The organism is Streptomyces natalensis ATCC 27448 (assembly GCF_000935125.1).
Lineage (GTDB): Bacteria > Actinomycetota > Actinomycetes > Streptomycetales > Streptomycetaceae > Streptomyces > Streptomyces natalensis.
Map to the genome: position 1 here is coordinate 1 of NZ_JRKI01000017.1, position 19,963 is coordinate 19,963.

13 protein-coding genes and 1 CRISPR repeat array are annotated in these 19,963 nt (G+C 67.6%); of the genes, 2 read left to right on the forward strand and 11 right to left on the reverse strand.

The genetic code is table 11. The features are described 5' to 3' along the window. Positions 1–22: 22 nt before the first annotated feature. A CRISPR array of direct repeats spans positions 23–600; the repeat unit is 29 nt; unit sequence CGGACCATCTCCGCGTGCGCGGAGCGGAC. Positions 601–640: 40 nt separating this feature from the next. The 6 genes from cas6e to SNA_RS11220 all read right to left on the reverse strand — a co-directional run bounded on the left by cas6e (position 641) and on the right by SNA_RS11220 (position 9,205). After that, positions 641–1,363, reverse strand: coding sequence for a type I-E CRISPR-associated protein Cas6/Cse3/CasE (gene cas6e / locus SNA_RS11195; RefSeq protein ID WP_030063888.1), 723 nt, complete (start codon positions 1,361–1,363; stop codon positions 641–643). 12 nt (positions 1,364–1,375) lie between these two features. Next, positions 1,376–2,155 carry a type I-E CRISPR-associated protein Cas5/CasD gene (cas5e, locus tag SNA_RS11200; protein WP_051877132.1) on the reverse strand — a complete coding sequence of 260 codons (780 nt, stop codon included), beginning with the start codon at positions 2,153–2,155 and terminating at the stop codon, positions 1,376–1,378. Beyond that, complete coding sequence (gene cas7e, locus SNA_RS11205) at positions 2,152–3,339, reverse strand: type I-E CRISPR-associated protein Cas7/Cse4/CasC (RefSeq protein WP_037788709.1); 1,188 nt, start codon at positions 3,337–3,339, stop codon at positions 2,152–2,154. The genes cas5e and cas7e overlap by 4 nt, the downstream gene beginning before the upstream one ends. A gap of 4 nt (positions 3,340–3,343) precedes the next feature. Then, positions 3,344–3,967 (reverse strand): type I-E CRISPR-associated protein Cse2/CasB, encoded by a 624-nt coding sequence (casB, locus tag SNA_RS38255; protein WP_052808896.1) that lies wholly within the window; start codon positions 3,965–3,967, stop codon positions 3,344–3,346. Further along, a complete protein-coding gene (casA, locus tag SNA_RS11215) occupies positions 3,964–5,676 on the reverse strand; it encodes a type I-E CRISPR-associated protein Cse1/CasA (protein WP_051877130.1) in 1,713 nt (570 codons plus the stop codon). Before casA ends, casB begins: the two co-directional genes overlap by 4 nt. Positions 5,677–6,469: 793 nt before the next feature. Then, positions 6,470–9,205, reverse strand: a complete 2,736-nt coding sequence (locus SNA_RS11220) for a CRISPR-associated helicase/endonuclease Cas3 (protein WP_051877129.1) — start codon at positions 9,203–9,205, stop codon at positions 6,470–6,472. 3,385 nt (positions 9,206–12,590) lie between these two features. On the opposite strand from SNA_RS11220, the gene SNA_RS11225 reads away from it, so the two are divergent. Continuing rightward, positions 12,591–13,196: a hypothetical protein gene (locus SNA_RS11225; RefSeq protein WP_030063882.1), complete on the forward strand. Its 606-nt coding sequence runs from the start codon at positions 12,591–12,593 to the stop codon at positions 13,194–13,196. 140 nt (positions 13,197–13,336) lie between these two features. On the opposite strand, the gene SNA_RS11230 is transcribed toward SNA_RS11225, so the two are convergent. From SNA_RS11230 to SNA_RS11250, 5 genes are all read right to left on the reverse strand, one after another. Next, positions 13,337–14,212: an IS5 family transposase gene (locus SNA_RS11230; protein WP_030063881.1), complete on the reverse strand. Its 876-nt coding sequence runs from the start codon at positions 14,210–14,212 to the stop codon at positions 13,337–13,339. Positions 14,213–14,269: 57 nt separating this feature from the next. Next, positions 14,270–15,727 carry an NF041680 family putative transposase gene (locus tag SNA_RS11235; RefSeq protein ID WP_030063880.1) on the reverse strand — a complete coding sequence of 486 codons (1,458 nt, stop codon included), beginning with the start codon at positions 15,725–15,727 and terminating at the stop codon, positions 14,270–14,272. 338 nt (positions 15,728–16,065) lie between these two features. After that, the gene (locus SNA_RS11240; protein ID WP_157879887.1) at positions 16,066–17,178 is read right to left on the reverse strand and encodes a hypothetical protein; all 1,113 of its coding nucleotides are present in this window, start codon (positions 17,176–17,178) and stop codon (positions 16,066–16,068) included. Positions 17,179–17,951: 773 nt separating this feature from the next. Beyond that, on the reverse strand, positions 17,952–18,110 hold the full coding sequence (locus SNA_RS42195) for a hypothetical protein (RefSeq protein WP_157879888.1): 159 nt from the start codon (positions 18,108–18,110) through the stop codon (positions 17,952–17,954). After that, a complete protein-coding gene (locus SNA_RS11250) occupies positions 18,107–18,391 on the reverse strand; it encodes a hypothetical protein (protein ID WP_078969839.1) in 285 nt (94 codons plus the stop codon). Before SNA_RS11250 ends, SNA_RS42195 begins: the two co-directional genes overlap by 4 nt. Before the next feature lie 200 nt (positions 18,392–18,591). On the opposite strand from SNA_RS11250, the gene SNA_RS39370 reads away from it, so the two are divergent. After that, entirely contained in the window at positions 18,592–19,794 is a 1,203-nt protein-coding gene (locus tag SNA_RS39370; protein ID WP_241779617.1) for a tyrosinase family protein, read from the forward strand. Positions 19,795–19,963 lie beyond the last annotated feature (169 nt).

Consider the following 19,963-nt stretch of genomic DNA (forward strand, 5'->3'; position numbering starts at 1 on the left):
CCATCAGTCTCGGTGGCCGGCACGGAACATCTCCGCGTGCGCGGAGCGGACACAATGCCGTCCCCCATGGTCTGGGCGTTGGGCGGAACATCTCCGCGTGCGCGGAGCGGACCTCTCGAAGCCCCAGATGCCGTTGGTGGTGAGCGGAACACCTCCGCGTGCGCGGAGCGGACTCGACGGGGAGCTGCGGCATGCACCCGTCGGGCGGAACATCTCCGCGTGCGCGGAGCGGACCTCGCACAGTTGAAGAAGGGGCTGGCCGGCAACGGAACATCTCCGCGCGCGCGGAGCGGACAGCGGCGAGCCGGAGGGCCCGGCGAACGTGTCCGGAACATCTCCGCGTGCGCGGAGCGGACATGAGCGCGGCGCCCATCGCCGGGATGCGCCGCGGACCATCTCCGCGTGCGCGGAGCGGACCCGTCTGCCCTCCACGCGGTCTCGGCGGCGTTCGGACCATCTCCGCGTGCGCGGAGCGGACACGGTCACGTAGACCGTGGCGCCCGTGCTGTCCGGACCATCTCCGCGTGCGCGGAGCGGACGACCGCGCGGGCTGCCTGACCCTGAACTCGTATGGACCATCTCCGCGTGCGCGGAGCGGACCCTTCGCGACCTGCACCATTGGGGGCACTTTGCCCATTCTTTACTTATTGAGGCGGGCGAGGGTGAGGAGTCCGCAGCCGTAGGCGCGGCCTTGGCCGATGCCGGTGGTGAGGAGGGCGCGGAGGGCTTGGGGGTCGGTGACGTCGAGGGCTCCTTCGTAGGTGGCGGTGGTGAGGGCGACCCGGATGGGCTTGTCCTTGTGGTCGCGTTTGCCGAAGGTGTTTTTGCCGCGGTGGCGGAGCTGGAGTCGGAGGGGGACTTCGCCGTCGGGGCCGATGTCGTCGGGTGCGCCGGCTGGGGGGATGGTGAAGCCGTGTTTGAGGGCTTTGTCGGTGAGCCAGCGCAGTTGGTGGCGTGCGGTGGTGTGGGGGAGGCGTCGTCCGCGCTGGTCGGGTGCGGGGGATGCTGTGCGGTAGGTGGGGGATGCAGTGAGGCGGAAGGCGTAGCGCTGGCCTGTTTCGATGCGGTCGAGGAGAGGGGTGTAGGGCTTGCTTTCCCACTGCGGGGTCTGGGCAGCGGGCCAGCCCGCGTCTTCGATGAGCTGGGTGTAGTCGGGGCGGGTGGGTGAGACGGTCCACAGGACCGGGCGGCGGACGTCGTCGGCGTCCAGGCGCCACAGGACGCGTGGGGGTGTCTGGCCTGGGGGTGTGGGCGGTTGGTCGGGGAAGCAGCCCATGATCAGTGCGTGGAGGGCGCGGGGGTTGCCCAGGAGTTTGATGGCGCCTTGGCGGCGGGGGTTGAGGTAGGCGCGGGTGAGGTACATAGGGCGGTCCTGTCAGCCGAGCAGGTCGAAGGGGTCGTGGGTGGCGCTATCCGGTAACAGGGGCAGGGTGATGTGCCCGTGCCGGATAGAGCGTTTGGTGTAGCGGTGGCGGAACGGCGGCGCGGAGGCGAGGGGCTGGTCCTGGAGGACGTCGGTGCCGGCCGGGTCCTCGGTAACCGTTTCCAGTAGGACGCTGGACTGTCCCCGTGTGCGGTGGCGGGCGATCTCGTGTGCACCGGCCTGCCAGGTGGTGGTGCGCAGGGCGTGGTCGAGGTCGCTGTCACGCTCGACGCTGAGGAACAGGGGTTTGCTGGGTGGGCAGGAGCGGCGGCCGAGGAAGAGCGGGAAGCGGGGCCGGCGCAGGGCGTGGGCGGCCTTGGCCAGCAAGTCGGTGTCGCCTTCGAGGTAGGCGGTGAAGACAGCGTCGGTGCGGTAGTGCCGACGGGTGATCTTCGTGGAGTCTTTGACCTGCAGGCTTCCGTCATCTGCGGTCGGCAGGCGTTGGCGCGCTGGCTCGGTCGGGGCGTGGGAGGCGCCGCTGACGGTGTGGTAGTCGACCAGCAGCTGTCCGGGCTGGTCCGCGCGGACCGCCAGGCGCAGGGCGGCCAGCTGCGCCAGGGTGACGTCGGTCGTTTCCGAGCGGGTGCCGTCGCGTGGGATGCCGCAGGCGGCGGCCAGGAGTCCGACGATGCCGGACTTGCTGGGGTAGGGCAGTGTGGTGCGGATGTTGTGCCGGCTACTCACTGCCCAGGACTGCAGCGGCCCGGCCAGCCGCATGGTCAGGACGCTCACTTCGCCTGCGCCTCCGGGAGGGCCTTCGCCAGAGCCTCTTCCGCCTGCCCCAGGGCCGTCTTCCAGGTGACGCGCTGCGGGAGCTTCGAATCGCTGCCGTCGGTGGGCTGGTGTGCCAGGACGGAGGGGTAGATGGCGGCGGTCCAGGCCGGGGTGTCGCCCCACTGCTCGTCGGCGTCAGTGATGTGTGTGAAGAGTGCGGTGGCGGAGGCTGCGAGGTATCCGTCACTGGTGCGCGGGACGGGGCGTTCGAAGGCGTCGATGTGGCTGACGGGGCGGTCCTTGCGCAGGCTCAGGACGATGACTTCGGGCCTGGTGTGGTGGGCGAAGGTGTTGGCCTTGCCTGTGGGCATGCTGGCGGCGAAGGCGCGGATGAAGCCGATCGCGGACTTCAGGGTGCTCTCGTCGTGATGATCGTGGTTGCTGTGCAGGGTGCGCAGGTCGATCGTGGCGTAGCGGTAGAGGGTGGCGGAGTTGAATTCGAGCGAGCCGATCATGCCGGCGCCCTTGTTCTCGTCCTTCTGCTCGTCGTCGACGGCGGTGAAGTAGTCGAATTCCGTGATGGCCTCGTGGGTGGAGATGGCGTGCGCGACCTGGCAGCCGGCATCCACCCCGGTGTCGGGGGAGTTGGCGACCATCCGTCCGAACAGCGCCACGGAACCGGGGTGAGCGGTCACCCCCAGCTCCTTAAGGCCCAGCCCTGCCAAGAGGTCGACCAGGTCCTTGTCGGTCTCCGCGTCGGCCAGCGATTGGCTGTGCGCCGCGAGCGTGTCGACGACCTTGTTGATCTGCGTGCGGCCGAGGAAGAGCAGGTATTCGGTGACCGGGCGCTCCTCGACCGGCTTGCCGTCCTCGCCCTTCTTCTTGGGCTTCTTGGCTGCGACCTTGAACATCGCGGTGGCTGCCGCCATACCGATGGCATCGGCCTTGCCCTCAAGGTCCGGGACGCGCTCGGCGAGCTGGTCGGCGATCATCTGGGGCAGGTGGCGAGTACGGACGGCGTCCTCGCCCGCCAGGGCACCGTCGGCCTCGAAGGCGGTGCGGGTGGCCCGCTTCCATGCCTGAGAGGAGACGCGGGCGCGCTTGACGCCACCGAAACGGGCGGTTTTGGGGCTTCCGTCCTGGTCGCGGTTGATGTTGGAGGGCGGAACGTTCTGCAGGATGTGGATGTCGAGGAAGGCCATGGTGCTACTCCTTGGGCGATTCGGTCGTGTTGCTGTCGGTGGTCTTGGACGGGGTGCGGCGGAAGTCCATACCCCAGTGGCGTACCAATCCCCGGCGTCGTTCGGGCTGCTCCCAGGTCGCAAGGCCGTCGGCGAGGGCGACGTAGTCCAGCGCGATGTCATAGGTGCGCAGCAGAGAGACCAAGAAGCGCAGGTGGCTGGTGAGTTCGGTCATCGAGTCGGCGCTGATCGCGGCGCGGAAGCGTTGGGCGGCGCCGTCTTTGGACGGCATCGCCGTCTGGAGTTTGCGGGCGGCGGTGCCCAGGGAGATGCCGCGCCGGTGCATAGGGGCGGACTTCGACTGCATGTGGCAGGCGTAGAGCGCCAGGCTGTGATGCACGGCCGCGGTCACCGCCTCGCGCTGCCCGAGCGGGACGTACTCCGAGAGCGTGGTGTCTTCGTCGCCTTCGAGCACGTAGGTGATCGGCGCGTGCATGTCGATTTCGTCCAGCGGCTCGGTGTTGCGGCCTCGCCGGCACGCCGCGGCCAGGGCAGGGTCGCGGTCGATCTTCTTGAGCTGCTCGGCGAGGCGGGTGTGCCAGGCAGGCGGGCCGCTCTCTGTGCGCCGCTCAGCGACGGTGGTCGTCATTCGGGGTGCTCCAGGTCGGTGGGATCGTCGTCGGGGCCGTCGGTGTCGGTGTCGGTGTCGAAGAGTTCGCGCAGGGCCTTGTGCAGGGCGCGGTGGAAGAAGATCTCGGCGAGGAAGGCGTCCATGACCTGGGCGTCATCGCCCGCGCCCGATGCCTGGCCGTGGAAGGCTGCTGGGGATGTGGAGGCGAGTAGTTCGCGGGCCTGGCTGCGGATGATCTGCTGCACCTCGTGTGCCCATCGATCCAGAGCCTCGTCAGGATCGGCGTCGTCGGCGAGGAGGGCGAGCCAGCGCCTGAAGGGAGCGTCCAGCTCGGCGTAGGCCGTCTCGCGGGCCCGTTCACGATGGCCGGCCAGCAAGCCCTCCTCCGAGGGGCGACAGCCCGAGGCCACCGCGAGGTTCTCCGCCAGATATGCCAGGGCACGCACGGCACCTTCAGCTGCCGCCACGGCGTCCAGTACAGCGTTGCGCCAGTCGTCGTCCTGGGCCGAGAGAACAGCGATGGGCAGCGGCAGCTCATCGCCGTAAGCTTCGTCGATCACCGCGCTCTGATTGCCGTATTCGAAGCCGACCGCCAAGACCCGCAGCGGCATCCCCTTCAGCGCCGACAGCCGTTCCCGAGTGCCCAGCTGGGCCAACACGGCGGGACCCCGCAGCGTGGGGGCGTCTTTCCCGGCCGCGGTGGACGGTAGCTCGGCTCGGGCCAGCAGGGGAGCGAGCCCGCGCCACAGTTGCCGCTCGACGCGGTGGCGCACCGGCCAGTACACCAGCGGGAACTTGCGCTTGCGCTCCAGGTTCTCGCTGCGCTTCCACGCCGAATGCGGCTCGCTGCTCATCCAGCCACGCAGCTCCTGGCCGGTGGTGAGCGCGATCCGGTCCCCGCCGCACACCACCACCTTCCGCACCGCGACCCCACCGGGCAACCCGGCGTCCGGCTCAGGGATCAGCCGGATGCGGCGCGCAGGCCAGGTGTACAGCTCCAGCCGCCCCTTGGGCATCCGCTCCGCCCACTGGCCCGTCAACGGCGGGCGCTCCCACACCGGCAGGTCGCCCCCGGCTGCCGCCTCCGTGGGTAGCAGGTTGCACATGAGGGTGTGCCACAGGGTCGGGCCCATGGGCATGATCACGCCCAGCTGGCCCAGCGCTCCGACGGGGTTACCGGTCGTCTTGCCGGCCTTGGCCTTCTTGTCGCCGACGGCACCGGTCTTGATCGCCGCGGTGTCCCAGGCATGGGCGTGCAGCAGCCACCGCGCTGCCTGAGCCGGACTCAATGCATCGGGCCGGGCATCACGTTCGGCGGAGAACAGCGGCACGTTGTTGCCGCTGGCCACGTGTGGCACGAGCAGGGCCGCGGTCTTCGTCTTCCCGTTCAACGCCTGCAGCCCACCGCCCTGCATGAACGGGGCCTGCGCGTCGAACAACCCGAACCGTGAACGGTACTCATCCAGATAGGAGTTGATCACCGTCTCGTTGAAGGCGGCCTCGTCCCACCAGGTCCGCCACTGCTTCTCATCCGTCGGCCCCGCAAGGGCACGATGCGCGACAGCAAGCAACAACCGCACCACCGGCGGTACTTGCGACGGCACATCCAAGGCCAGGCTGCGTACCTCGTGGGCGCGCACCAGCACCTCGCGCAGCGAGAGCTCCCCTGGGCTGCCGTCCGTGAAGACAACCGGGAGCCAGTCGTCGTCGACCAGATTGAATTCCATAATGCTCCACCACGTAGGCATGACGGGTCACCCGGCGCCGCGCAGCGGTTGGTGCCCGGCTCCGACTCCATACCTACAGCCCCCCACTGACAACGCACGCTGACCTTGACAAATCTCCTGCGCCACGGCTGCGCCGTTGAGCGCCACGAAGGGTGACCCTCAACGGCAGCTATGAGGCACCAGCTCTATTCGCCCAACCACCGGTGCAGAGAGCCGATCGAGACGAGGGTGGAGGTGAGGCCAGCGCCCAGGCCCCACGATTGGGCAGTCAGGGCACCAGCGCCACCTGCCAGGAGCAGAATGACCAGCCCTCGGACCCCCACTACGGCTCGATGAGCAGTCGTCCCTGCAGGCGGCGGTGACTGTCGATTCATGGAACCTCCTCGCGCGTCGATGCTGGGTGGATAGCCAACCAGATCGAACCTCTGAATACTTGGAAGGAGCGTAGCGAGCCGAACACCTCGGCCCGCTCTCACTCAGCTCAACTGACCGCAACTTGGCTGGACTTATTCCATGTGGCCGAAACCGGAGGCCCTGGTGGCATGCTGGTTAGGATTGATCACGCGGGTTCGCTCCGCGCACGGGAGATGCTTCCGCCGCACAGACGTGGCACATTCACCCTGAACAGTTCGCTCCGCGCACGCGGAGATGCCTCTTATTCAGAGGTCCGACTCGGGTAAGTTGCACATTTCGCTCCGCGCACGCGGAGATCACCCGCGCAGACTGTCCCTGCGCCTCGTCCACGCACGAGCGAAGGGCATCAAACCTTTCTGCATCTCGGGGCATTTGTTGGTCAAACAACCGTGAGGCCCTCCCGCGAGCAGTACGTGAGGCTCTGTCCTCCCAGTCGCAAAGCCCGACCGTCGGCGGGCAGCAGCAGGACTCGGACCGAGCCGAGCCAGGCGGAGTCCTTCCACGCCTCTGGCGTGAAAGCGGCCTCCTGGGCTGCGTCCGTCAGCTTCTCTGACCAGCCCGGGAGCCGGATCGCCTGATCCAGGACCGTCTCGACCATCGCCGCATCTGGCAGCCGGTCCAACGGCACCGGGGCATCTGCGCCCTGGGAGACGGAGAATGTCGTCCCGTCCGTGTCTCCGGCGCGCAGCAAGATGACCTCCAACGACGGCTGTCCGAGTCGGACCAGCGCCTGCACCTGTGGCGTGTTCTCGTCGTCATCGCCGCTCAGCGCGCCAACATCGTGCAACTCCGCGAGGGTCTCCACCTCGTGCGGATTCTTCAGCGCAATGTGTCGGGCCTGGCCGGCCATCCGCTCCCGTTTGTCCTCGTCCGCCCGTGCCGCGGCGACTAGCTCCTCCTGCCAGGAGTCCGGCCCCAGCGTCTCGGTGCCATAGACGCGGTTGACGAGCTCCGGAATGTCCCCGGGCAACTCCAATGTCGCGTAGTCGGGCAGTGCCGCCGCGGTACGCCACAGCAGATGCTCCCCGTAGACCGTGCGCGATCCCCTGGGCACCTGCGGCGGTGCGTCCGGGCGGTTCTGGAAACCGGTCACCACGACCTGAGCATCCTTCATCAACTTCGGCCGGTTGATGGCCGGATGGCGGTGTTCGCGGCCGATCCGCTGGAACAGCAGGTCGATCGGGCACAGGTCGGTGATCAGCGCGTCGAAGGAGACATCGAGCGACTGCTCGACCACCTGGGTGGCCACCACGACGTGCGGCATCGGCCGCGCACCCCCAGGCCCGAACTGCTCCACCAACCATGTCTCCAGGCGCCGGCGGTCCGCCACCGTGAACCGGGCATGCATGAGCGTGACCGCCTCATCGCCCAACGCTTGCCTCAGCTGCTCAGCCAGTTCCTGTGCGCGGGCGACCGTGTTGCGGATGACCAGCAGGCAGCCGCCGTCCGCCAGCAGCTTCTTCGCCTCGTCGGCGACGGTGGTCACGTCCGGCTCCGGCAGCATCGTCACCTTCACCGGCAGACGGCGGTCCGTCGTCGCCGCAACGACCCGAGGCGCCTCCCCCTTTCCTGCCGGGCCGGGCGCGTCCGTCCAGGTCAGACGTGGGTAGGCGGCATCGTCCTTCAGCTCCGCAGGCCGCCCGGCATACGCTTGCACCAGTTCAGCGCGCTGCTTGGCCGGGAGCGTCGCCGACAGCAGGACCACCGGCACGCCGCAGGCCCCCAGCCACGCCAGCACCCCGTGCAGCAGTCCCGACATGTAGGCGTCGTAGGCGTGCACCTCGTCCAGGACCACGACCTTGCCAGCCAGGCCCAGCATCCGCACCGACACATAGCGCGAAGCCAGGCCCGCCAGCAGCAGCTGGTCGACGGTGGCAACCACCACCGGCGCCAGTAGCGCCCGATAGCGCCCAAGAATCCACTTCGAGCCGACCGCGCCCCCGCCACACTCGTCCGCCCCCGCAGCGGCGTGCAGCAACGCCCGGTAGTCCTCCTGCCGGGCCGCCTTGCCGTGCGCAAGGGCCACCGTCGTATCGGCGCCCTGCCGCTTCAGCCACTTCAGCACCCGGCGGAAGATCTGGTTCGCCGTGGCCTGCGTCGGAAGACCGAAGAAGACGCCATTACCACCCAGGCGGGCGGCAAGCACCTCCGCCGCCCCCAGAGCGGCCTCGGTCTTGCCCTCCCCCATCGGTGCCTCGATCAGCATCAGTCCCGGCCCGGTCACCGAGCACGCCAGGTCATAAACCGCCGTCTGCACATCCCGCGGTGCCTCCACCCCGAAGCGTGAGCCGAACAACCCCTGGGCGCCCATCCAGGCACTACCGGAGTCCGGTGTCCAGGCCGCCCGTACGCCCATGACTTCGCCTGCGCGCCCCACGCGGACCGCGGATGTGTCCAGGTAGCCGTCCTGCAGCGGGCCCTCGTAGGGGAAGAGATCCTCGTTGCTGGCCAGCCAGTCCGCCAAGGTCACCGCGCCGGCCTGCACCAACTGCGCCGCCACCGACGGCAGGCTCTTGCTCCACTCCCTCTGGTACAGCGCCGCTCCACTGCCCACCACAGCCGCCTCGTGGACCTCGGCCTGCAACGGCTTCCACGCCCCCGTCCCACGACGCTTCGCCTTCACCCTGTCCCCCAGCCACCCCACACCGGGGAAGATGCCGTGATGTCCGGCCAAGGTCAGGGCCACGAACTCGGCTGCAGCAGGATCCCAACCCCCGTCGCAGAGGAACTCGTACACCAGGCGCCCTGACAACCAGCCGTGCGGGAGCACACCCTTCACTGACAGGTCGACGGTCAGCCCTGCGGCCACCAGATCAGCACGTCGCTGCACATCCAACCCGGCGAAGGGAGGCGTCGCCTTGCCCAGGTCGTGATCAGCCGCCAGCCACGACAAACGCGCCCGCGCCGACTCCCCGCACCCGCCCAGATCATCGGCCAGAAGCCTTCGTACCCGCTCCGCCAGCAGGTGATCCCACAGCCATCCCCCCGCATGCCCGCTGTCCCACACATGCGCGATCAGCGAATGCCACGACGCACCAGGAGGCACCTCCCGCCCCCACCCCTTACGCCAAGTCTTGGCCCACAACAGCCGCGCCAACTCCGAAACCACCAACACCGCCAGCCTCCTCCCACACTCCCCACAGTCCTACCGGCCACCACTGACAATCCGCCCTCGAAAGCAGCACACGTGACAACCAGGCCAGCAGAGAGCGCTACCGTGAACAAGCCAACCGATGCCACACAGCACCCGGCACAGAACCACACGCACCTTGATAACGACACAGTAAAGACCCCACAAAAGCGCAGGCCGTGAAGGGTCCGCTCCGCGCAGGCGGAGATGCGCCGAAACGTGATCAGTTGGCCAGTCAGCAGGACAAGTCCGCTCCGCGCAGGCGGAGATGCGCCGGGCCGGGACGGCCGGGGGCGTACGTCTCGGCGGTCCACTCCGCGCAGGCGGAGATGCGCCCTCCCGGATGAGCGTGGGGCCGATGTAGCAGGCGTCCGCTCCGCGCAGGCGGAGATGCGCCGACTCGGGCCGCGCAGATGGTCCGCCGTACCCTGTCCGCTCCGCGCGGGCGGAGATGCGCCGATGGCCGACACCATCGTCATCTACAGCATGAAGTCAGCTCCGCGCAGGCGGAGATGTGCCGGGTTCAGGTCACCGCCACCCTGTCCGTCCGCGTTCGCTCCGGGCATGCGGAGATGAACCGGTGCACCGCTTGCCGTTGTACTGGGACAGGATGTCCGCTCCGCGCACGCAGAGATGTACCGATCCCGGGCATGGACGGCCCGGTCTCCGAAATGTGCGCCCCGCGTACGCGGAGCTGTTCCGTAGTTCGACAGCGCCCACTCCAGCTGCGCGCCGTGCGCTCCGCGCAGGCGGAGATGCTCCGAAGGTCGTCGGCCACACCCACGCGATGTCCGCGTACGCCCCCACTGACGCGGAGATGTTCCGGGGCACAGGATTGAGGGATGACTTCGCCGTCATCCGCTCCGCGTCCGTGGAGATGCTCCGGGGTTCTTCACTCCGTCGTCGCTGACCAAGTCGTCCGCTCCACGTCCGCGGAGATATTTCACGGCCGTGGTACTCCAGCTGGACGTTAAGGATGTCCGCTTCGCGCATGCGGAGATGTTCCGCCGTTCGTCTTCGGATAGAAGGTGTCGAGAGGGTCCTCTCCGCGATGCGGAGATGTTCCGGCGAACGGCGACCTCACCGGCCCCGAGCACACGTCCGCTCCGCGCATGCGGAGATGTTCCAGCGGGGGACTGGCACGACCGGTACGCCCCGACGTCCGCTCCGCACATGCGGAGATGTTCCGTTGATCGGCATGCCGTGACCGAGGGCGAGGATGTCCACTCCGCGCATGCGGAGATGCTCCTCGGATGTGTGAGTACGTCGGCATCGCTCGCCGGTCCGCTCCGCGCAGGCGGAGATGTTCCGGTCATTCCTGCCGCGGGCAGAATCGGGATCCGGTCCGCTCAGCGCACGCGGAGATGATCCGGTGGGTGGCAGCCCGCTGATCCTCGCCGTCGTGTCCCGCCTCTCGACCAAGTCCCCGGCACTGCCCAGGCGTCCGCGCCGCGCAGGCGGAGAGGCTCCGGAGGACCAGGACCCCAAGGGGAGTGTGGACTCGTCCGCTCCGCTCAGGCGGAGATGATCCGTTGAACGTGCCGAAGACGGGTACGCTCACCTCGTCTGCTCCGCGTACGCGGAGATTCTCCGCTGCGCCTGCGACCCAGTCCCCCGGCAGGCGGTCCGCCCGCTCACGCGGAGATGTTCCCAGCGGCCACAACCTGGCCAAGATCTTCCCGCGGTCCGCTCCGCGTGGGCGGAGATGTGCCGTCGCCCCGACACAGACCCGGCTGAAAGCAAACGTCCGCTCCGCGCAGGCGGAGATGCGCCGTGGAACCTGAACGACACTACTGACCTCACGGCGTCCGCTCAGCGCAGACGGAGATGGGCCGACGAGGTCACGGATCCGCTCGACGGTGACGCCGTCCGCTCCGCGCAGGCGGAGATATTTCGCTGCCCGAAAGCGAGTGGAGCTTCACCAGCTCGTCCGCTCCGCGCTGGCGGAGGTGTTTCGTACGCGGTTCCGCCGGGGGTCACCTTGGGGCTGTCCGCTCCGCGCAGGCGGAGATGTTCCGCAGTACGGCACCGTCACCGGACGGTTCAGCTCGTCCGCTCCGCGCATGCGGAGATGTTCCGTTCACGGTGCTGTTGCACCTCTGCTCGCCGTTGTCCGCTCCGCGCATGCAGAGATGTTCCGACGCCGTGGTACGTACGAATCCCGAGTGACCTGTCCGCTCCGCTCACGCGGAGATGGTCCGTTCTCCAGCGTGCGAGCCAGGCGGTCCCACGCGTCCGCTCCGCGCGTGCGGAGATGTTCCCTGCACGAACTGCGGGGCGGCGGTCACACAGGGGTCCACTCCGCGCAGGCGGAGATGCTCCGTACGGGGCGGCCGCCTTAGCCGCGAGCTCGTTGTCCGCTCCGCGCAGGCGGAGATGCTCCGAACTCGACGCGGATGCCGCCGAGTTCATCCGCGTCTGCTCCGCGCATGCGGAGATGCTCCGTACGCGATCCAGCACATCAAGGATGATCGAGCGTCCGCTCCGCGCAGGCGGAGATGTTCCGGCCCGGCGCAGTGAACCAGTCACCGTCTACGCGTCCGCTCCGCGCAGGCGGAGATGCGCCCGGTGTGGGTCGGTGGTTCCAGCGCAGGAGGTAGTCCGCTCCGCACAGGTGGAGATGCGCCGCACTAACTCGCTGTCGGCATCTACCGACCCCAGTCCGCTCCGCGAATGCGGAAATGCCCGTTCGGCTTCGGCATCCGGTTCGCCGGCTTGTCGTCTGCTCCGCGTAGGTGGAGAGGTGCCGGGCTCCAGGTCGCCGCCACCCTTTCCGTCCACGTTCGCTCCGGGCAGCCGGAGATGAACCGGTGTACCACTTGCCCTTGTACTGAGACAGGATGCCGCTCCGCTTACGCGGAGATGCTCCGTCGACCTTCGGATCGATCGCCACGCACTGGGTGTCTGCTCCGCGTAAGCGGAGATGCTCGGATGTCCCACGGTTCTCCACGCACGGACCAATGGCCTGCTCCGCGTACGAGGCGATGCTCCCGGGTACGAGCACATCCGCGAGGAGTACGGCGTGTCCGCTCCACGTATCCGCGGCGGTGATCCCGACAACGCTCTTGCACGGTAAGTCCGTGTACCGCCTGCTCGCGTAAGCGGAGATATTCCGCCCCACAGGTACCGCTCGGTTAAGGAGCGGATGTCCGCTCCTCGCATGCGGAGATGTTCCGGAGTCGCACCTCCTCCTTCCCCTGTCCGTCTAGGGCGTGTACCGAAAGTCGATCTTCGTCGTGAATGATCACGCGGTGTGGTGCGTGGTGACCTGACGAGCGACTAGTGGGCACGACTGAGGCCGCGTTGTTGCTGTACAGCATCAAGTCAGGCCGTTCACTGGATGTCAGTACCGCGTGGTAGCCATGCGTGCATGACGGATACGACGTACGACGAATGGCTGGCAATCATCGATGAGTTCGCCGAAAGGCTTGACCCTCGGGAACGGTTGGCCTGCCTGTTTGGCCTGATGGCTCCCTTGCTCAACCGCATCGAGCGAGAGGACGAGGAGCTGAGCGACAACCCCGTCCTGTCGACCCCGGACGCGGTGCATGACCTGCGCAAGGCTGCCGCAGGAGAGCCGGTCGACGCCGACGCGGTGTACGAGCAGTTGACCGAGGTGGGTCTGTGCTACTCCGAGGACCAGGCCCCGGAGCGGCACCTCGTGTCCCAGTCGGCCTATGCGGCGGCGGCCTGGCTGCAACTGCTGGCAGGGCGGAAGCTGCGTGCCACGGCATACCTCGAGGGCGACAATGAGGATCCGGTCCCGCCATTTGCCCCGTCGGCGTTCACGCGGATCGTCGACCTTCTGGCCTGGACCCGGTCGGACCAGATCTATTTTCACTGGGAGGACGCCATTGCCTATCCCGAGGACTGTGATCTTCCGGCCGCGATACGCGAACTTCGGGCGATGCACGTGGAGATCAGCGGCTTCGGCAGGGAGCGGTACTCAGGTGACGTGTCTTCACCGGCCGAGTGATCGCGTGGCGTGGGCCGTGACGTATTACTTCGTCACCGTGCCGGACGCGGAGTCCGTCGACATCCGGGAGGTCGCGGCGTTGCCACGACGTGGCCGTGACGATGTCCGTCCACATCTGGAGTCTTTTGGGAAAGCGCTGATCACAGCCACTCGTTGATGGCCGCGACGAGGACGGTCGCCTCGTAGCGGACCGCGAGTTTGTCGTACCGCGTGGCCACGGCCCGATGCCTCTTGAGGCGGTTGATCCCGCACTCGACCGCGTGGCGCTCGCGGTAGTCGGCCGGGTCGAAATGCGGCGGCCGTCCGCCTCGGGAGCCAAGCTTTCTGCGGTTGCGCGCCTGATCGGCCTTGTCCGGGATGGTGCAGCGGATCCCGCGCCGGCGCAGGTAGGCGCGGTTCCTGCGGGAGGCGTACGCCTTGTCCGCTCGGACCCGATCAGGACGGACGCGTGGACGGCCCGTCCCAATGCGGGGCACGCGGACCTTCTTGAGTATGGGTTCGAACTGCGGCGAGTCGCCGCGCTGCCCGGCCGTGATCACGATTGACATGGGCTTCTGGCCCTGCTCGACGGCCAGGTGCAGCTTGGTGGTGAACCCGCCGCGTGAACGTCCCAGCCCGTGATCGCCCGGCTCGGCGAACGCCCCGCCCGGTAATTCTTTCTGCAGGTCACCCCGCTTGCGGGCCCCGGCCGCATGCTGATGGGCGCGGCACACCGTGGAGTCGATGCTTAGGTCCCACGTGATCGCACCCTTGGCGTCGGCCAGGGACTGGAGTCGGGTGAGGACCTCGTGCCAGGTGCCGTTCCGCTGCCATCGGCGGAACAGGTCGTAGACCCGGCCCCACGGCCCGTACTCGACGGGCACGTCCCGCCACGGCACACCGGTCCGGACCCGGAACCGTATGCCGTTGATCAACTGCCGCCGAGACCAGACAGGCGGCCGTCCCGCTCTCGTGCCCTTCGGCAACAACGGCGTCAACAGCGCCCACTGGTCATCCGTGAGATCTCCCCGCCCCATGAACCGTGATCATTCACAGCTCCAGATCCACTTTCGATACACGCCCTAGCTTGATCTTTAACCTGTGCGGCGGGGTCGTGGGGTGGCTGACTTCTGCGTTGGCTGCTTCGCCGCCGGTGTTTTGCGGGGTGTGTGCACGTCGTGGCGGGGTGTGGGTCGGGTGTTCTTTCTGCCTGGAGGTCGTCCGGGGCCGGGGCGGGAGGGTTTCGGTGCTTGGGCTGGGCAGCTGGCCTTGGGGCGGATGTGCCGGAAGTCGCGGCGGACGCGGGCGGGGGTGAGCCTGTCCGGCGGGGTTGGTCTCTCCCAGGGCCGACGCAGGTCGGCTGCCAGCGTTCGGGCGAGCCGCAGTTGGGTGTAGGCGGCGAGGATCAGCCAGGTCCACCGGTCGGCTGCCTCGGGGGTGCGGATCTTCGGGGAGGTCCAGCCGAGGGTCTGCTTGAAGAGGCGGAAGGTGTGCTCGATGTCGAAGCGCCGCAGGTATGCCTGCCAGAGACGGTCGGCGTCCGCCGAAGTGGCATCGGTGCCTGACCACCACAGCCAGACCGGCTTCGGTGTTGCTCCGCTGGGCAGGTGGCTGATGCCCAGGCGGATCACCGTCCCTTCGACGATCGGGAGGATGCCGTCGGCAGCTGCCCAGGAAGAGCGATGGGTCAGCTTGGGGTGCAGCCGGTCCCAGGAGCGGGCTCGGGCGGTGCCGTAGAGGCGGGTGTCGGTGACCGTTTCGGTGTCTGGGGTGCCCCAGGTGTCGGGTTGCCCGAAGACGAACTCGCCGCCGTGCCGGGGCGGTCGGCCCTGGGTGTGCGGGAGGCGGGGTGGGACAGCCCTGCGCAGGACGCGGTCGGATCGCATCCTGGCCAGCACCTGGACCGGCAGGTCTTTGAGGAGGAAGCCGAGGCGGGGTGCGTCGTATCCGGCGTCCGCGACGATGAGGATGTCCGGGTCACCCGGCTGCCACTGCCCCGCGGTGATCAGTCGCTGAATCAGATTGCGCAGCTGCCGGGCGGTGATGGTGGCGGTGTCGTCGCCGGGTGTCAGACGCAGTGCGTCCAGCGGGGCGGTCCATGAGCTGCGGCCCGGCTCGAGCGCGCAGATGATCGAGTAGGGCCAGCCAGGGACCGGGATGTGCTGGTCCTTGCCCCGACCGTAGGTGTGACACAGGATCCGGTCCGGTGAGGTGTGGGCGTCGGGCCGCAGCCAGCAGGTGACATCGACAGCAAGGACCAGCCGGCCGTCGGCAGCCCGCGGCAGCGGCACTTCGGCCAGTGCCCGCCGCAGCCGGCAGGCATCAACGCGTCCACGGGCCAAAGCCGCATAGAGCCCTCCATGGCCGCGACGGTGTTCACCCACCAGCGACAACTCGGCCAGCGATCTCACCGGCCCGTCACTGCACAGAACAGCATCAGCAAGCTCGAACAGCGCGTCCGAACGACTGGTCAGACAGGCGTAGAACTCGCCTCGGAAGCATGACAGTTGCTCCAACGGCTCTCGCCGGGCGTAGTGATGCAGCAGACTCATCCTCACGGCCTTCGTGCTGAACGTGTGTGTTCCTTGGTCGGAGCACATGTTCAGCCGAAGGCCGCTTCCGAGTACGGCGGTTACCGGACCAGGTGATCAAGTTCGACACACCATTCGACGCCGGACGTTAAAGATCAAGCTAGTCCGCTCCGCGTATGCAGAGATGATCCGGCTTGGAGTTCGGCGGGGCCGTAGAAAACTACGTCCGCTCCGCTCAAGCGGAGTTGTTCCGGTGCCCTCAGCCCATGCCTGGTACAGGATGGCGTCCGCTCCGCGCAGGCGGAGATGTTCCCTTCTTGAGGACCCTGGACGAGGCCACGGGGGTTCGGCTTCGGGTGTCAGGCGTGACCGCCGACGCCCCGTGCGTACATCAACGTCCCCGTGCCGTAGGCCAGGTGCGCCGTTCCGTCGGAGCCGAACGCCAGGGACGGCCAACCACCACCGGGGGCGACTTGTTGGCTGCTCCAGGAGTGATCGGGCGCGCGCTGGGCGAGCATGATCCGGCCGTTGTCGAGGTAGGCGACGAAGGCTCGCTCGCCGGGACCCGTGGCAGCCGATGGGCGGCGCGGGCTGGCGCCGCCGTTGCCCTGGACGACCGACTCGATGGTCGGGCCTGGCTGTCCGAACTTGCTGATCCACGCTCTGACATAGCCCTCTTTGTGGTCGGCGTACGCGATGAGGGAGGTGGAGGAGGTGTTGCGGGCCATGGAGACGGTCTCGACGGCGCGCACGTCATGGTCGATGACGTTGGTGAAGAACTCCGGCGGCGGCCAGGGCGGATCGCCTTCCACGACGGTGGGTTTCACCTCCGCGAGCTTGAGCCGTTCGGGGAAGGGATCGGTGCCGTCGTTTACGCCGATAACGTAGGCGATCCTGAGCGAGTCGCTGGAGTCGTAGGCCAGCGAGACGCCGTCGAGGGCGTCAGTGCTCGACGGATCGGCCGTGCTGAACTGCCATGAGCCGCCGCCGGGCTTCAGGGCGACGGTCAGCTGGTCGTGGTTGTTCGAGTCGCGGTACGCCACGGCTGGCATGTCGATGTCAGGATCGCCTCCCCACCACAGGCGCCGGTAGAGCTGCATGGAGACGGTGGCGACGTCGTAAACGACGACGCCGCCGCCCGTGGGGATCTCCTCGGCGGACCAGGCGGCACCGTCGCTGACGGCGTAGATGGCATGGGAGCCAGCGCCCCTGTAGGCGAGGTGGGGAAGATCGTGGGAGTCGATCCCGATGCTGATCGGCACGCCATCGGCCAGGCCGGCGCCGCCGGTGTCCTCATGGCTCCAATGGCCGTTCCTTCTTCGCGCCACCATGACGGCGCGCCGGTTGCCCTGCTGGGCCTGGTACGCGATGGCGGGCTCGCCGGCGCCGTTCAGGGTGAGGAACGACTGGCCGAGGACGGTGCCGGAATCGTCGACGGTTTCCAAAGTGAACTGTGTTACCTGGGTAGTCATGACAAGCCCCTTCGCACATTGGCTGGGGTCGGGGCCATCGCGCCACGAGAGGGCGCGGTCCTGCCGGATCGGCTCCTTCCAGGCTATCCGCGCCCCCAGTGTCCGTCCTGCCGACCAGCAGCAGCGGCGCCGGCCACTGCTGTCCGCCCTGATCTCACTTCCTGCCGACGTCCCGTCCATCGATGAGGACGGAAGGACTACCCACGTCGGGGCGTCGGCCCCCTCCGGTCCGCTGCAACCGGGCCACCAGCCAGCCCGTCACCCGCTCACTGATCGCCTACGACCACTGACCGACTTCGGACTTACTCGTCTAGGGGATGTCGGCCCCCTGCCGCCGTGACGGTGGATGGCCCCTTAGAAGGTCCGGCCCTGCGTGCTTGAGCCCGAGGAGGTACGCCTCGTCGTAAGCGGCCTCGGCCGCGCGGCGTCTCTGGATGATGACGAGCATTGGCGCGGTGCCCGTGCCGAGGGCGATGCCTGCCCAGATGAGCAGGGTCTGCTCGCCAGGTACGACCACCGCGACTACCACCATGATCCAAGCCACGCAGAGGGATGCGAGCAGTGCTGCCGCCGCGATCCCTTGCCGAGTCCTCATAACGCTGTCCTCCCGTTGTGCTGACCTCGCTCCGGTGGTGCCGGGTCGAGGTCGTTGGTTGTTGCCGAGCAGGGGCTGCACTCGTGGGGAAGCGCGGTCCGAGCCGTAACGGAACCGGTGGGGCGGATGGCGCGGCAGGGGTGTCCCGGCCTGGCCTGGCCTGGCGGCTTCTCTGCTCCTAGTTGTGGCCGGCGGCTGCGCTGCGCTGCCGCTCGGCCTGTTGGGTCTGCATCTGCTTGGTCATCGTGACGAACAAGGCGACCAAGTCCGGGTCGTGGATGCCTAGGTGGGTGGCCAGGGCTTCGGCGAAGTCGGTTGTTGTCCGTTTCGTGATCACGTAAGGCCGAGGAGCGCGAGGGGCCGGCGTGGGTCGCGGGCATTTCGGCGGAGGCCGGCGGCGATGTTCGTGACGCCGCCCAGCCGTAGGGCTCCGACATGGTGCAGGGCCTCGATCGCCCAGTGACCGCGCGCGAGTGCCGCGAGCTGGGTCGCGGTGGCCTGCTCTGCAGTCAAACTGGTAACGGCGTAGGCGGTCTTGATGGTGGTCTTACCAGTCTTGCGGTCAGTGCGCCGGCGCTTGATCTGGACGGGCCTACTTTCGCCGAAGCCCTGGCTCACCGACCTGACGAAAAGGCTCGGGCAGTGGACCGAGCACCCCTACCTGAGCCCGGATGCCGGTTACGACCACCCGCCCTATCGTCGAAGGTGAACACCGAACTGGTGACGAGGATGGTGTGACAATGGCTTTAGGGGATGGGGTACGCAGGAACATCGCTGACGTCGATCCTGTCGAGCGAGCTCTACTTCGTGATGCGTTCATGGAGCTGAACAGGCGTCGGTATCCTGGCAGTCGCGATGACCGACCTGACTCGAGCCGACCTTCCCTAGTAGTGCCTGGCGGGGTGAGTTGGTGGTTCAAGCAGGACGAGATTCACCAGGCCACGCACGTACACGGAGGGCCTGAGTTCCTCCCATGGCATCGCGAGATCGTGAATCGGCTCGAGGAGCTACTGCGGAGCGTCAACCCGAAACTCTCCTTGCATTACTGGGATTGGACTCAAGACCCCCGAGCGATCACTAGCGCCAACCTGGGCAACGGGAATCGTGGAACACTGAACCTCTTCACCGCTGACTTCATGGGCTATGGCGGACCGACGCAACAGCCGATAGGCGAGCCGTGGCTCAGTGCCGGGTTCTACGTGCCGACCGCGAATCCGAATCGAGACTCCAACGACGGGACTGCCGCCGATCCGCCCGCCTTGGTGACGCGCGCGGTCGGTCCACAGGGAAATCCGTCTCAGGCCAGCAAAGCTGAAGACGCAGCTATTGTGGCCCAAGGCGACTACGCTGCAATGCGGGCTCTCCTCGAGCGGCTTCACGATCGTATGCACGGATTTGCGGCGATGGGTGGGCGGCATATCTCGTTCCGCGATCCTTTCGTATTCCTGCTTCACTCCAACGTTGATCGACTCTTTGCGCTCTGGCAGACTCAGCGCGGTCATCCGGAACGACTGGATGCCGACCATGTCTACGGCTCGGAAAGCAACGATCCTCGCCTCAATCGCGACATCGAGCCGTGGTCGACGGGACATTCGATCGATTCATTCGGTGATGAACACTTTAGCCGGCCATGGTACATCCCCGAGCGTATGGGTGAACCGAAGAATTACAAGCATCGTTCCGTAGCGCAACCGCCGCTGTACGACACCAACGTCACCACCCCGCCGACGGTTGTCTCGTGGGGACCGGGCCGGCTCGATGTCTTCGGCCTCGGGCCCGGCACCCAGATGCTCCACAGAGCCTGGAGCGCCGACGGGAAATGGTGGCCCGAGAACGACTGGCACGATCTCGGCGGCAATTTCACCACCCCGCCGACGGTTGTCTCGTGGGGACCGGACCGGCTCGATGTCTTCGGCCTCGGGCCCGGCACCCAGATGCTCCACAGAGCCTGGAGCGGCGACGGGAAATGGTGGCCCGAGAACGACTGGCACGATCTCGGCGGCAAATTCACCACCCCATGACTGCTGCTGGGCTGGAAGGACGCACGGCGGCCTGCCCCCCACCCCGGCGGGGCGTGGGGGGCAGGGCTTCGGCGGGGCGTCTGTTCGTGACGATACTCAGGGGCGCCTTGGAAGCCGAACAGGCACAGCCTTCCAAGATCATGGAGTTCTCGACGCCCCGTGACTTGCC